The sequence below is a fragment of the Actinoplanes xinjiangensis genome (assembly GCF_003148685.1).
GTDB lineage: Bacteria > Actinomycetota > Actinomycetes > Mycobacteriales > Micromonosporaceae > Actinoplanes > Actinoplanes xinjiangensis.
The window spans coordinates 42,460-57,372 of sequence record NZ_QGGR01000025.1; the positions used below are offsets into that span (position 1 = coordinate 42,460).

The following is a 14,913-nucleotide window of genomic DNA, read 5'->3' on the forward strand; positions in this document are numbered from 1 at the left end:
GAGGTGCCTTGCTCAGTTCGTACCGGTCGGCGACCAATGCGCGCGCGGGACCGTTCACCGGAGCAGCCTGTGGGTGATGAACGGGCTCGGCGTGCCGTGCCAGAACACCGCCAGCTCGTCGCGGGCCCTGGTGGCGGCGACGAAGAGCAGGGACCGGGCCCGTTGGCGCTCCATGCGGAAACGGGTGGGGTCCTCGTCTCGCCAGGCGTAGACGGCCTGGTTCGGCACGAGTCCGTCGCTGATGCCGGCCAGGATCATGCGCTGGTATTCCAGGCCCTTGAAGCGGTGCATCGTGCCGACGTGGACCCCGTCGGTCCGGCCGGGGCCGTCGGAGCCGATCTCGACCACGTCGACACCCGCGGTGGCGAGGTGGTCGACGACGTCGGCGGCGAGTCCACGGGTGGGGACGGCGACGGCGATGCCACCGGGCAGGTTCTGCCAGGCCCGGATCGTGTCCACGATCTTCGAGAGCTCCTGCTGCCAGGATTCGGCGGCCTGGAACGTCGGCCGTCCGCCCGCGAGCAGCGAGCGGTATCCGTCCAACGTCTCGTGGCCGTCGTCGAGGTCGTCGTAGGACTCGCCACTGACGAGTTCCAGGGAGGCGGCCAGGATCTGCCGGGTCGTCCGATAGCTCAGTGTCAGACGGTGGCTCCTGCCGCGTACGCCGATGCCGACGGTGGAGAGCGCCACCCTGTTCTCGTAGATGCGTTGGTGGGAGTCGCCCGCCACGAACAGGTCGTCGGGGCCGGCGGGGACGAGGGCGCGCAACAGTCTCCAGTGGGCGATGCTCAGGTCCTGTGCCTCGTCGACGATGACGTGGCGGTACCGCCCGGTGGTGCCCTGCTCCGCCAGACGGGCGGCTTGGACGGCCACCTGACGCAGGCTCCACATCCTCCGCTTCTGGAGCCAGGCCTCGAACTGCTCGGTGAGCGCCCAGACGGCGTCGCGTGCCTCACGGCTCAGCGGCCTGCCGCGGCCCAGCCGTCGGGCCCGGCGGTACTCGTCGCGGGTGCCGAGCATCTGGTTCAGGATCACGCCGTTCCACTCGTCGGCCAGGAACTGCGGGCTCCACCGAGTGTGGCCGACCTCGCCGAGGAAGGTGCGCCAGTGTTCGACGAGACGGTCGTCGTCGATCAGCTGTCGTGCTTCACCCGGTGTGCCTTCGCGGGCGATGTGCAGGGCCAGCCGGTCGATGTTGCGGACGTCGACCCGGTCGAGTAATGCCTGACCGCCCAGGGTGCGGAGCCGGGCGGCGAGATCGTTGGCCAGGTTGCGGTTGAAGGTCGTCAGCAGGATGGGCCGATCGTCACCGGCCGGCAGGCTCGCCGCCAGGTGTGCCACACGATGCAGTGCGACGACGGTCTTGCCCGTTCCGGGGCCGCCGCTGACCCTGGTCGGGCCGGACGTCTTCTTGGTCGCCAGCGCCCGTTGGGTCGGGTGCAGGAAGACCTGCCATTTGATGAAGCTCTCGTCCAGCACGGCGAGCAGCGCCTCGTCGTCGGTGGTCACCGGTGTCGTCGGCCGTGCCACGGCGGTCGCGAGGTCGTCCGGATCGACGGTGTCGTCGATCCGCACCGGCTCGGTGATCTGCTGCCGCACCTGGGCGACCGTCTTGCCGTCGTGCAGGGCGAACAGAACGTCGACGGTGAGCTGTGGCGCGTGTTCGACCAGTTGCAGCAACCGGTCCTCGTCGGTCAGGGTGCGGATGTGCGGCAACAGCAGTTCGGTCACTCCGAGGCTCAGGAGGACCTCGTCGTCGAAGGCGTCGAACAGCGGCTCGGCCGTCGGGGGGAGCAGACGGTTCAGGATGTCGTTGTCGACGGGCTCCAGATCGAGGACATCGAGGCCACCGGTCACCCGGTTGACCCGGTAGGCGTACCGGCCGAGGTCGTCGTACACCTCGCGACGGTGTTTGACGTCGATCAACAGGTAATCGGCCGCCGTGACGTGCAGCAGGACGGCGCGGAGATCGGCGTTGACCCGGGCGGACCACAGGTTGTCGTCGCCTTTGAGTTGCTTGAGGCGAAGCCCTTGGGCGTGCGGATTGGCCCGGAACTTGTGTTGGAACTCGAAGACCGCGCCGATGTCGGAGCGGGACAGTTTCAGGATCTCCTTCTCGGCGCTGACCAGCACCCCTAGGTGAGCTCCGGTGTTCATCGACCCCTCGATCAGTCTGTCGGGACGGTGGTTGCCAGACGGACTCACCGACGGCGGCGGTGGCGCGCCGACCAGTTCGGTGGGTCCGGTGTAGCAGTCGGTCGAGTCCGTGGGTGGTGCGGTCACCGGGGCCGCCGTGGTGTGCGGTGTTCCGGTGGAGGTCTCCCGGACGAGTTCGGCGCGCAGGTCGCCGAACTCGTGGCCGCCCGCGGTCGCGAGGACGGTGAAACCGGCGACGACCTCCTTGGCGGTGGGACGCAGGCGGCCGTCGAACGAGAGCATGGCGCTGATCAACGGCATCAGGTCGGCCGGCAGGCCGGACAGATCCGGTGAACGGGTCGCGTCGGCGATCCAGGCCGCCACCGCGTGCGCCGGGCCGCTCGGATAGGGATTGCGCCCGGTCGCGGCGAACAGCAGCGTCGCGCCCAGCGCGTAGACGTCGGTGGCGGGGGTCGGCGCCGACTCCCCGGTGGCCTGCTCGGGAGACATGTAGGCGACGGTGCCCATCGTCTGGCCGGTCTGCGTCAGGTGTTCATGGCCTTCGGAGAGTACGGCGATGCCGAGATCGATGATGCGGGGGCCGTCCGCGCCCAGCATGATGTTGGCCGGTTTCAGGTCTCGATGGATCAACCCGGCGTCCTGGATCGTGATCAGGCCCTCGGCCGCCAGCGCACCCAGCGCCGCGACGAGTCGCGGCGCCAACGGGCCTCGACCGTCGACGTGTTGCCGCAGCGTCCGGCCGGGCACGTACTCGACAGCCAACCATGGGCGGCGGGCGTCGATGTCCGCCCCGCGGAATCCGGCGACACGCAGACCCTGGGCCTGGCGCAGGTTGATGATCTCCGACGCGAACCGGCGGCGCATCCGCTCATCGCTGAGCAGGTGCGGCAGCAGGACCTTGACGGCGACATGTTCAGCCGTCCGTGAGCGGGCGAGATACACCCGACCCATCCCGCCGCTGCCGAGACACCCGATCACCTCGAAGCGGTGGTCGTCGCCGATCCACCGTGGGTCGTCTGACGTCAGTGCCCGCAACGACTACCGCCCGCCGATCGACGTGGTCATCGGTCCGTGTCGAGCGTGCCCGCGAGCAGCCCTCCCACGATCATCTCGACGAACTCCTCCCCCAGGGCCGTCGCCCGTCGTAACCCGACGAGCATCTCCTGCAGGCGCCGGAAATACTCACCGTAGAGGTGCTGCTCCCGCGGGGACAACGAGGGTATGCGCGCCCGCCGGACCTCGATGCGGGGGATCGAACCGGTGGAGACGACGCGTCGGAGGTTGGCCGAGGAGCTCAGGCAGCCCAGGATGAACCACGGATCCCAGTGATCCGGATTCGAGCGGATGCAGATGCGCCGGTTGTCGAGCGGCTCGCCGTCGCCGTCGTGGTCGACGACCTGCAGATCCGGGCGGGGACCGGTGGACGAGATCAGGACGTCGCCTGCGCGCAGGGGTGAGCCGGGTTCGGCGATGACGGCCAGCGAGCCCCTCTTCACCAGGTCTCCGACGGTCGTGTCGGCCACCGGGTCGTGTGAGGATCGGCGGGCCTGCACCGGCGGGAGCGATGCGGGCAGGGATGCCATCGCCGCAGCCAGTCGGTCCCGGGTCACGGCCACCTGTGTGAAGTCGGGGGCCCGCTGGGAGCCCGACACGTGGCGCGACGGGGTGAGGTCGACGTCTTCGCTGCTGAGACTGACCGGGTCGAGCCGGACGGCGTGGGCACCGATCTCGTCGGGCAGCGGGCGGCCGGCGAGGTGCGCGCGGACGGCGCCTCGGATCATCTCGGCGGCCTCCGGCCACGGCTGTTCTGCGTCGACCATCAGGACGGCCTGTGGCCCGTCGACCGCATCCGGCCTGCGCAGCATCCACAGGTGCCGCCGCATGTTGTACGGCGCGGTGACGCCGGTGGGTAGGGCTATCACGGCGCGGAGGGCGCCTCGGCGTAACAGCTCACGGCGCACCCGTCGCCCGGCCGGCCGTTCGGCGACGCCGGGGGGCAACAACATCCACACGTGCCCGCCCGGGTGCAGCCGTGCCAGCGCGTGCTGTATCCAGGCGAGCTCGGGCTCACTGCGCGGTGGTAGGGAGTACTCCCATCGGAGGTCCCGGGCGAGTTCCTCGTAGGGCCAGCCGCCGGCGTTGGGCGGGTCACTGACGACGATGTCGACGCGGACGTCGGCGAAGGCGTCGACGACGAGGTCGCCGCGGCGCACCTCGACCCGGGTCGGGCGGTCGACGGCGGCGGCCAGGCGGGCGCGGGCTATCGCGACGAGGTCGTCGTCGGCGTCCTGGGCGATCACGCGTGCGGCATGACGGGCGATGGCGGCGTGTACGAGGACACCGGTGCGGCAGGCCGGGTCCATGACGGTCGACCCGTGTGGTTGCGCGAGTTCGACGACGAGCGCCGCGACCTCGGCGCTCGTCGATCGCCCGCCGGCGCCGCGCCGGTCGCGAAGATCGACGAAGCGGGTGGCGAGCGCTTCCAGGACGGTGTCGGTGCCGATCTCCGCGGCGATGGCCCGTATCTCGGCGGCGACCTGCGCGTAGGGTCCCGTGGCCGGCTCGGGTTCGAGGAGGAGCCGCACGATCGCGGCGACGGCGTCGTCGGAGTCCATCGACGCGCGCTGCAGCACGAGGTGGAGACGGTCGACGTCGGTCCGAGTGGGCATCCGGCCGTTGGCCTCGAGCCACACCTCGATTTCCGCGAGGGGGAACGTCGGGCTCGACACGCTGCCGCCGACGGGTTTGGGGAAGTCCGGGTGTCGCTTGCGCCAGTTGCTCACCGCTGCCCGACTGACGCCCGCCAGACGTGCGATGTCACCGGCGGTCACTTCGCCCCCATGTTTCACCCTGTCCACCCCCTTGTCCGGAGGCTACCCGGCGCGGCAGCGTTGACAAAATTCGTCGCCAACAAGTGCCGTTGACATTGTTCACGGCAACGGTTTACGGTCTGAGGGCGGCACAGCCGAGACGTCCGCCGGTCGGACCTCTCGGACCGCCCGGACGGCGGAGTCGTCATCACCACGAACGCCGCTCACGTCCGGATAATTGAGTGCCGCACTACCACTCCCACAGCTATCGCGTGACTGTGCCCCAACCGGCTCGAGGCGGGACTGATGAGCTCTTCCACCCCCACACCGTCGCAGACATCCGTCCGCCAGATCGTGGAGAACCTCTCCTCGGTCGCCTTGCGTCACTACGAGATCGATCCCGGGATGGTCCAGGAACACGCCAACGGCGAGCGACGGATCACCCAGGGTGGCTACGGCGATCGCCAGATCTACGAACTGGTGCAGAACGGCGCCGACGAGATGCGCGCCGTCCGCGACGGGGAGATCCGCGTCGTCCTCACCGACGACTTCCTCTACTGCGCCAACAGCGGCAATCCGATGACCGCCGCGGGCGCCGACACCATCCTGCGCATGGGCGTCTCCCGTAAGCGAGGCGGCCAGATCGGACGTTTCGGAGTCGGCGTGAAGTCGGTCCTGAGCGTCAGCGACGCCCCGCAGTTCTTCAGCACCACCGGATCCTTCGGTTTCGACCGCGAGTGGGCCGAACGAACCATCCGCGCGGTGGCGCCCGACGCCGCCGAGATCCCGATCCTGCGGATGGGGCGCGTGCTGGACACCGACCGCGAATCCGCGGCCGACCCCATCCTGGCCGAACTGTTGACGTGGGCCGCCACCGTGGTCCGCCTCCCGCTGCTGCCCGGCAAGGCCGACCGGCTCAGCCGTGACCTGCACGCCTTCCCCACCGAGTTCCAGCTCTTCTCGCCACACGTGCGCTCACTGCTGCTCGAGGATCGCACCAAGGGCAGGCGTACGACACTGCGAGAACTGTTCGTACGCTCCGACGGCGACCACTACACGTTGGAGGCGTCCACCGACGGCAGGCAGACCACCAACTCGTGGCGGGTCTTCACCCGTACCTTCCATCCCTCCTCTGGGGCGCAGGAGGGGGCGGGTGAGCTGCACAACCGCCCGGAGATCGACGTCTCCTGGGCGGTGCCGGACAAGGGTCGCAACGACCGGGGCACCTTCTGGGCCTTCTTCCCCACCAACTACGCCACCACACTGCGCGGCCTGCTCAACGCACCGTGGAAGACCAGCGAAGACCGGCAGAACCTGTACGACAAGAACCCGTTCAACGACGAACTCATCGTCCAGGCGGCGCATCTCGTCGTCGAGTCCCTGCCCGCCCTCGTCGACCCGGCCGACCCGGGCTCGTACCTGGCGCTGCTGCCCGGCCGTGGCCGTGAGGCCCAGCAGTGGGCCGACGAGCGTCTGACCCGACAGGTGTGGACGACGGCGGCCAGGCAACCCTCACTGCCGGACCAGGCCGGGATCCTGCGCCGACCCGCCGAGCTGCGTCTGCCGCCGGAGAACATCCCCGACACCTGGATGAGGCTCTGGGTCGGTTACGCGGGTCGTCCCCGTGAGTGGACGCACCCCACAGTCGAGCAGCGGGACCGCCGCGCCCGCGCACGTCTGATCTTCGAGACCGCCGGACTCGGCGAGTCACCGATCACCGCCTGGCTCGAGGCCCTGGTCGAGGACGGCACTCCGGAGGCGTCGGCTCAGGCGATCCGCATCGCCGCCGGGCTGCGACGCGACGGCAACGAACACGCCGCGGCCGCCCGCAAGGCGCGGATCGTGCTGACGGAGAACCACGGCATGGTCGCCGTCGACCGGCCCGACGTCTTCCAACGCAGCGGTCACGACGAGCTGAGCGACGACCTGGTGTACGTCGACACGCGGGTCACCGACGTCATCGGCCTGCGCACCGCCCTCACCGATCTGGGCATCCGAGAGGCCACCGCGCTCGGCAAGCTCGAGGCCGTCCTCGACCGGGGCTTCGGCGGATACGGCGACAAGCAGTGGCAGGCCCTGTGGAACCTGATCCGACGGGTCACCCCGCGCGAAGCCGGCGACGCCGTCCGCAAGGCGGTCGAGGAGCCGCTGCGCACCGTGCGGGTGTGCACGATGGCCGGTCGTTTCCGCCCGCTCGGTGAGTGCCTGCTTCCGGGTCGGGTCGTCCCTCCGGACGGCAGCCGTGACAAGCACACGGCCGTCGACCTGCGGGCGCACGGCACCGATCGGCCCGCCCTGATCGAACTCGGCATGGCGGACGTCCCGACGATGGACCTCGACCCGCAGCAGGAGGCCTGGTTCGAGCAGTACCGCGAGTTCGCTCTGGAGCGCCTCAACGAGACGGTTCAGCCGGGCTCCAAACACCGCAAGCTGACCACCGTGGAGCTTCTCGGGAGCAGGCCACCCGGGCCCCTGAGCGCCCTGACCGAGCTCGGCGACGAGGGGCGGGCGTTGTTCGTCAAGCATCTGCCACCGGCACGGATGGTGCGCGACTGGACGGCACGGGCCTGGAACAGCACCCATCCGGTGCCCTCACCGCTGGTCTGGATGGTCCGACGGCACGGGAAGGTCGACAGCAGTCAGGGTCTGCTCCCGGTGAAGCTCACCGTCAATCCCAGCCTTCAGGAGTACGCCGACATCCTCCCGGTGGCCCGCATCGACCGTACCGTCGCCGACGTGCTCGGCCTGCCCGCGAGTATCGAGAGGATCCCCGAGGGGCTGTGGCGTCACGTCGTGCAGACCGTGGAGTCCTCGCAGAACGACGCCGTACCGGGCAAGGCGTACGCGCTGTTCCTGCGCTCGGCGAAGGAGTGGCCCGGCGGCGCCACCCGATGCCGCATCGGTGACACCTGGGGCACCCGTCCCGACGCCGAGATCTGTGCCACGGCCGACCGCGACGAGTACGACAACCTGGTCCTGGAGCGGGTTCCCGCGCTGCTGGCGCCGACGGCAGCCGACGCCGAGGCGATGATCGAGGCGTGGGGGCTGCTCCGGTACGCGGACGCCGTCAGCACCGAGGTCCGCACCGCGGAGGAGGCCGAGCCCGTCGACGTCGTGGCGGAGTATCCGCACCTACAGATGATGCGCGGTCGACAGGTCGCCGGGTTCTCGTACGTGATCTGCGGCGATCTCGAGGAGGTCAAGCGCACACCCGCGGGTATGCGGATCAGCCCGCTCGACTCGGCCGTCCGCGACCGTGTCGTCTTCGTCCGGCACCCCGCCGACGACAGGCGCATCCTCGAGGTGATCTCCAAGGAGCTCGATCTGCGCCTTCAGTCGGCGGAGATCGACCGCATCCTGCTCAAGCGCGAGGAGGCGAAGAACCAGGACGTCCTCAAGCAGGTACGGGCCACCCGTGACAAGGTCGAGAAGATCCGCCTCCTGGTCGAATCCGAGCGTCTTCGTCGGGGCCTGCCGGAGGGCCTACTGGCGTGGGAGGAGGCGCGTCGGGGCGGTCCCGTCGACGACCGGCGGGTCGCCGAGCTCGCCCTGCATGCCCACGGTGACGGCATCCTGCGCCATCACCGCGACGATCTCAAAAGGATCGACGAGAGCCTCGGCCTGCCGTTCACCGGCGATGTCAAATCCCGCCAGAAGGTGGCGGAACTCGACTTCCCGGATGCGTTCGCCGGCACCAGGGAGGAGCTGCTGACTCCGCTTGAGACGGCCGTGGGGCCGACGCCGCACTTCCCTCTGCACGACTATCAGGAGATCATCGCGTCACGTTTGATGCTGATGTTGTCGCAGCCCCAGCCGCACCGTGGGATGGTCAGCCTCCCCACCGGAGCGGGCAAGACCCGAGTCGCCGCCGAGGCGGTCATCCGCCACCTCAAGACGCTCGGCCCGGAGCAGCAGACCGGACCGGTGCTGTGGATCGCCCAGTCCAACGAGTTGTGCGAGCAGGCCGTACAGAGCTGGAAGTACGTCTGGGAGAAGGCCGGCGTCGGAGGCGTACGACTCAACATCAGTCGGTTCTGGGGCTCTCGCCCCGCGACCCGGATCACCGGATCTCCGCAGCTGGTGGTCGCCACCATCCAGCAGCTGCGCGAGCGTCTGGACAAGCCAGAGTACGCCTGGTTGCGGGACTCGATGGTGGTGATCATCGACGAGGCGCACTCGTCGATCACCAAGAGTTACACCGAGGTGCTGGAGCAACTCGGCATCACCCACAACCGCCTGGCCCGTCCCCTGGTCGGATTGACGGCGACGCCGTTCCGAGGCAAGGACAGTGACGAGACCCGGCGGCTGGTCAACCGTTACGACAACAACCGGCTCGACAAGGGTGTGCTGGGTGAGGACCCGTACGGCAGGCTCCAGGACCGCGGCATCCTGGCCCGGACCAAACACGAGACGCTGCGCGGCGGTGACCTCGTCCTCACCGAGGACGAACTGCGGCGGGTGGAGATGGTTCCCGGGCTCCTCCCCAAGGAGGCGGAACGGCGGCTGGCCGAGGACCATTCACGCAACGAGGCCCTGATCAAAGCACTCATCCGGGTCGAACAGCAGGGACCGGTGCTGGTGTTCGCCACGTCCGTCAGCCACGCCCACTTCCTCGCCGCGGTCCTGAACGACCACGGCATCCCGTCGGCCTCGGTCGACGGCGAGACGCCGACGACCCGACGCCAGCAGATCATCGATCGGTTCGGCAAGGGTCGCAAGATCAAGGTGCTGACCAACTACGGCGTACTCCACCAGGGCTTCGACGCCCCCGCCACCAGGGCCGTCGTCGTCGCCCGGCCGACCTACAGCCCCAACGTCTACCAGCAGATGATCGGCCGCGGGCTCCGCGGTCCCCGGAACAACGGCACCGACGAGTGCCTGATCCTCAACGTGGAGGACAACGTCGTCAACTACCGGCAGAAACTCGCGTTCACCGACTTCGAGCAGATGTGGCACACGGCATGAGCACGCCACCGGTCACCACCGAACCGACCGACGAGCAACTGAGTGTCATCCGACGGCCCGTCGACTCACACACGCTGCTGATCGCCCCGGCCGGCACGGGGAAGACCTTCACCGTCGTACGCCGGATCGAGCACCTCCTCGCGGAGGGCCTCGCACCCGACGAGATCCTCACCCTCTCCTTCTCCCGAGCCGCGGTCGCTGAGCTCGCGAAACGGACGACGGGACAGACCCACCTCGTCGACGTCCGTACCTTCGACGCCTGGGCGTTGGACCTGCTGCGGAACACCTACTCCGACGAGGAGTGGGGTCACTGGAGCTTCGACGAGCGGATCGCCGAGGCCACCGCGGCGCTGGCGCAGGGCGACACCGAGTACTACACGCACCGGATCCGGCACGTCCTGCTCGACGAGGTCCAGGACCTCGTCGGCGCCCGGCAGGACATGGTCCGCGCGTTGTTGACCGCGCTGAACTGCGGCTTCACCGTGGTCGGTGATCCCGCCCAGGCCGTCTACCGGTTCCAACAGCGACCGGACCGGACCGAGGGTGACGTGTTCACCTGGCTGCGGGACGCCTACGCCGACGACCTCGAGGAGACGGCTCTCAGCCGTGACTTCCGGGCCCGCAAGCCACGAGAGCCGGGCCTCGTCACGTGCGGTGTCGAACTTCGGGCGACCACGATCGGCGAGGAGACCCTCCGATCGGTCCGTCACCGGTTCCTCGACCTGCTCTGTGTCGGAACGGTCGGCGACATCGCCGGCGGTCTCGCCTACCAGGGCGGCACCTCGGCGGTCCTGTGCCGCGACAACGGTCAGGTCCTGCAGATCTCCGCCGCGTTGCACGACGCCGGAGTGACCCACCGGGTGCAGGGACGGGCGGGCGAGGCCGGCTTGCCCGGTTGGGTCGCCGACCTCTTCCGCCATGACGGGCGCACGATCGACGAGGACACCTTCCGCGCCGGCACCGGGGCCGTGGACTCGGCGCTCGCCTGGGCTTCGCTGCGCGGTGCGGCAAGGGCCGGGTCGAACCGCGTCGACCTCGATCGGCTGCGCGACGCGTTAGCCTCCGGGCGGCACCGGCTGCCGCCCGACCCGGCGGCCGAGCCCGTCGTCTCGGTGTCGTCCATGCACCGTGCCAAGGGGCTGGAGTACGACCACGTCTTCATCCTGGAGAGTCCGCGGCGCGATCATCACGATGCCCTGGACGAGGCCCGACTGCTGTACATGGCGATGACCCGCAGCCGAGAGGACGTCTTCCGCCTCGAACCGATCGCCTCGAACGGCCCGCTGCACGTCAAACGCTGCAAGGCGAACGGACGATGGGGCCGCTACCACTTCCGCAGGCACCGCGGTCGATACGGGCTGGCCATCGAACCGGGCGATGTGAGCACCGACCTGCCCGCCGGTACCGCCGGGTTCACCGACGACCCCGGTGAACTGCAGCTATACCTGGCCCGGCAGGTGCGGCCGGGCGATAGCGTGACTCTGGAACGCGCCGACTCGGAGCCCGCGGACGACCTACCGGTGCCGATGTACGTGGTCCGGCACGACGGTCGCCTGATCGGCGTCGTCTCCACGGCCTTCCGCGAGGCCCTGTCGGCGTACCTGTTCGACCGCGCCGCACCGCGCACCGACGCACGATGGCCGCACACGATCACCGACTGCCGGGTCGAGGACGTCGAGACCGTCTTCGGCAGCGCCGCGGCGGGTAGGCGCTTCGGCCTGGGCGCACACGGGGCGTGGCGCGCCCCCCGATTGACCGGACTGACCTGGTTCCAGTGGGAGGACGGGGACACCGCAGATGAGTGACTTCACCGAACATTTCGCCTTCCGTGACACCCTCACCCAGCGGCTCGTCGAGGACGTACTCGGCCCCGCCGAGGAACACGAGATCCTCACCGATCCGCCCGCGACCACCTACCTCACCGGCGTCCTCTACCCGCAGCGTGACCACGCCGGCGCGGTCGAGGAGTCGGCGGAGAAGGACTTCGATCTCGGCGGTGCCGAGACCGACGTCGACGACCAGCCCGACAGCGGCGTCTCCCTCGCCAACGTCCAGAACCCCTCCTCGATGGGTCTGAGTTTCGCCGTTCATCCCCGCGCCACGACGGCGACGATCACCGTCACCGCGGCCACCTATCAGCCGGTCGACGAGGCGGGCAACCCGGTCGAGGCCCAGATGGAGGCGGCCCGCTCCATCGAGGACTCGAAGGTCCGATGGCGCAGACTGCCGGTCGAGGCCGATGTGACGATCGATCTGCGCCCGGGATCGGGCCGGACCTACGAGGTCGTGCCGGGTCTGGAGATCCGGGCCCGGGTCCGCCCGGTGGGTGACCGCCGGGACGCGACCGCCGTCACCGTCACCCTCGTCAACAACCATCCCGCCGCGGGCCTGGTCCTGCGCGACCAGTGGTGCTTCTTCCAGTGCGGCCTGCGGGTGGACACCGATCCCCGGCAGCCGACGATCATCGAACAGACCCGCCCGGCGGTCGATGACGACGACGAGACGCTGTTGGCCGCCATGCTCTACCACCACGCCCCCACGTTCGCCACCGGCCACGGCTGTGCCGTCGACTGGGACCCTCAGCACCGCGAAGCCGACGAGCCGGACGAACCACGGTCGGTCACCGCGGTCTGGTCCTCCTTCACACCGCGATACGACGTGCTGCTCGCCGAGAGCAACCCGGAGATCGACACGACCGGTCTGCGCATGATCGATCTGGCGCGCGGTGACGACGCCACGGTGATCGCGACGCTGCGGGCGCTGATCGGCGGCTACCGGGTATGGGTCGAGGACCGCGAGACCGAGGCGGCGGGGATGGCGGACACCCCGTTCGGAGGGGTGGCCGTCGACCAGGCCGGCCAGTGCCGCGGCGCCTATGAGCGCATGGACGCCGGTATCGATCTGCTGGCCGAGGATCCGCAGGTGATGCGGGCGTTCCGGCTGGCCAACCACGCGATGGCCGTCCAGCGTGCCCGTACGGTCATGCTCAAGGACGGCGACCGGGACGAGGACCTCTCCCTCGGGCGCTGGTATCCGTTCCAGCTGGGTTTCCTACTGCTCTGCCTGCGCGGGATCGCCGATCCCGACCACGCCGACCGCCGCGTGGCCGATCTGCTCTGGTTCCCCACCGGCGGCGGGAAGACCGAGGCCTATCTGGGTCTGGTCGCCTTCACCGTCTTCCTCCGGCGGATCCGCAACGCCGAACTCGGTGCCGGCGTCACGATTCTCATGCGCTACACCCTGCGGCTGCTCACCCTGCAGCAGTTCGAGCGGGCCACGACCCTGATCTGCGCCATGGAACGGCTGCGGCAGCAGCAGGACGACATGCCGGGCGACGAGATCTCCATCGGCATGTGGGTCGGGCGCAGCGCCACCCCGAACCACCTCGAGGACGCCGAGGCCGCTCTCAAGAAGCTGCGGGCCGGCAACACCCTGGCCACGGAGAACCCGGTGCAGCTGCGCCGCTGTGCCTGGTGCGGCGTGGACATCGACGCGTTCAACTACAGCGTCGACCACACCGCAGGCCGTCTCATCGTGGCCTGCGGCAACACCGGCTGCTTCTTCGAGTCGGGGCTGCCGGTGCATCTCATCGACGCCGCCGTCTACCGCCACCGGCCGACGCTGATCATCGCGACCGTCGACAAGTTCGCCCAGATGGCCTGGAAGGAGGAGCCGGCGGCGCTGTTCAACCGCAGCGACGGCACGCCCGCCGGTACGCCGCCGCCGGAGCTGATCATCCAGGACGAGCTCCACCTGATCTCGGGTCCACTCGGAACCCTCGTCGGCCTCTACGAGACCGTCCTGGACATCGCGGCGCAGCGCCCGAAGGTCATCGCCTCCACCGCGACGATCCGCCGAGCGCAGGACCAGGGCCGGGCGTTGTTCGACCGCGACGTGCATCAGTTCCCGCCCTCGGGTCTGGACTCCCGGGACTCCTGGTTCGCCGTGCAGGCCCCGCCGGAGCGCAAACCGTCACGTCGCTACATCGGACTGTTCGCTCCCGGAAGCAGCCAGGCGAGCCTGCTGATCCGTGCCTACGCGGCCCTGCTGCACCACGCCGCCACCGTCGAGGGCAAGGACGAGGTCCGCGATGCGTACTGGACGCTGCTGGGCTACTTCAACAGCCTGCGGCTGTTGGCGTCCGCGGAACTCCAGGTCAACGACGACGTCGTCAAACGCATCCAACTGCTCACCGATGAGCCGGAGCCGCCGGAGCTCACCACGAGTGAGCTCACCAGCCGGGTGGCCGCCTCGGAGATCCCGAAGCGACTGCGTGACCTCGACACCAGGTTCCCGCACGTCGACGCGCTCCAGGTCGTACTGGCCACCAACATGATCTCGGTCGGCGTGGACGTCGACCGGCTGGGCCTGATGGCGGTGACCGGTCAGCCCCAGACGACCGCCGAGTACATCCAGTCGACCAGCCGGGTCGGCCGACGGTATCCGGGGCTGGTCGTCATGCTGTACAACGCCGCCCGGTCTCGGGACCGGTCCCACTACGAGCGCTTCCGGTCGTACCATTCCGCCCTCTATCGCCAGGTCGAATCGACGAGCGTGACGCCGTTCTCGGCCCGGGCTCGCGATCGCGCCCTGCACGCGGTTCTGGTCAGCGCGGCCCGCGTCATGCACCGGGAGGCGCGTCCCAACGGTGCCGCCAAGGATCTGCCGCACCTCGAACCGAAGTTGCGGGAGCTGTCGGAGCGCATCCTGGCCCGGGTCGCCGCCGTCGCCCCGGACGAGGTCGAGGGGACTCGGGACGACCTGGAATGGGTCCTGGTGCGCTGGCAGGAACTGCTCGACCGCAACGACAGACTGGTCTACGACCAGCGCAGACCGAAGTTCGACACCAAACCCCGGTCGGAGTACGCGGCCCTGCTTCGCAATTTCGACGACGACGATCTACCGCACTCGTTCCCGACGATGAACAGCCTCCGTGACGTCGACGTCGAGACGAACATGATCCCGCGGGAAGGACGATGAG

4 protein-coding genes and 3 pseudogenes are annotated in these 14,913 nt (G+C 69.3%); 5 read left to right on the plus strand and 2 right to left on the minus strand.

The window, feature by feature from the left end:
* Positions 1-54: 54 nt before the first annotated feature.
* Both BC793_RS37665 and BC793_RS37670 read right to left on the minus strand, forming a co-directional pair.
* A complete protein-coding gene (locus BC793_RS37665; protein WP_275416284.1) occupies positions 55-3,135 on the minus strand; it encodes a protein kinase domain-containing protein in 3,081 nt (1,026 codons plus the stop codon).
* A gap of 83 nt (positions 3,136-3,218) precedes the next feature.
* Entirely contained in the window at positions 3,219-4,988 is a 1,770-nt protein-coding gene (locus tag BC793_RS37670; protein ID WP_109601368.1) for an N-6 DNA methylase, read from the minus strand.
* 384 nt (positions 4,989-5,372) lie between these two features.
* On the opposite strand from BC793_RS37670, the pseudogene BC793_RS52950 reads away from it, so the two are divergent.
* The 5 genes and pseudogenes from BC793_RS52950 to BC793_RS37685 all read left to right on the plus strand — a co-directional run.
* Positions 5,373-5,657, plus strand: a pseudogene (locus tag BC793_RS52950) (sacsin N-terminal ATP-binding-like domain-containing protein); the annotation flags it as partial.
* A gap of 900 nt (positions 5,658-6,557) precedes the next feature.
* Positions 6,558-9,233 (plus strand): annotated as a pseudogene (locus BC793_RS52955) (DEAD/DEAH box helicase family protein); the annotation flags it as partial.
* 270 nt (positions 9,234-9,503) lie between these two features.
* A pseudogene (locus BC793_RS52960) lies at positions 9,504-9,932 on the plus strand (DEAD/DEAH box helicase); the annotation flags it as partial.
* Positions 9,929-11,737, plus strand: a complete 1,809-nt coding sequence (locus tag BC793_RS37680; RefSeq protein WP_109601372.1) for a UvrD-helicase domain-containing protein — start codon at positions 9,929-9,931, stop codon at positions 11,735-11,737. The pseudogene BC793_RS52960 and the gene BC793_RS37680, both read left to right, overlap by 4 nt.
* On the plus strand, positions 11,730-14,912 hold the full coding sequence (locus BC793_RS37685) for a helicase-related protein (protein WP_109601374.1): 3,183 nt from the start codon (positions 11,730-11,732) through the stop codon (positions 14,910-14,912). The genes BC793_RS37680 and BC793_RS37685 overlap by 8 nt, the downstream gene beginning before the upstream one ends.
* Position 14,913: the final 1 nt, after the last annotated feature.

Bases quoted from the DNA above. Each gene is read 5' to 3' on its own strand.
- BC793_RS37680 (WP_109601372.1), top strand. From the start codon at position 9,929: ATGAGCACGCCACCGGTCACCACCGAACCGACCGACGAGCAACTGAGT.
- BC793_RS37685 (WP_109601374.1), top strand. From the start codon at position 11,730: ATGAGTGACTTCACCGAACATTTCGCCTTCCGTGACACCCTCACCCAG.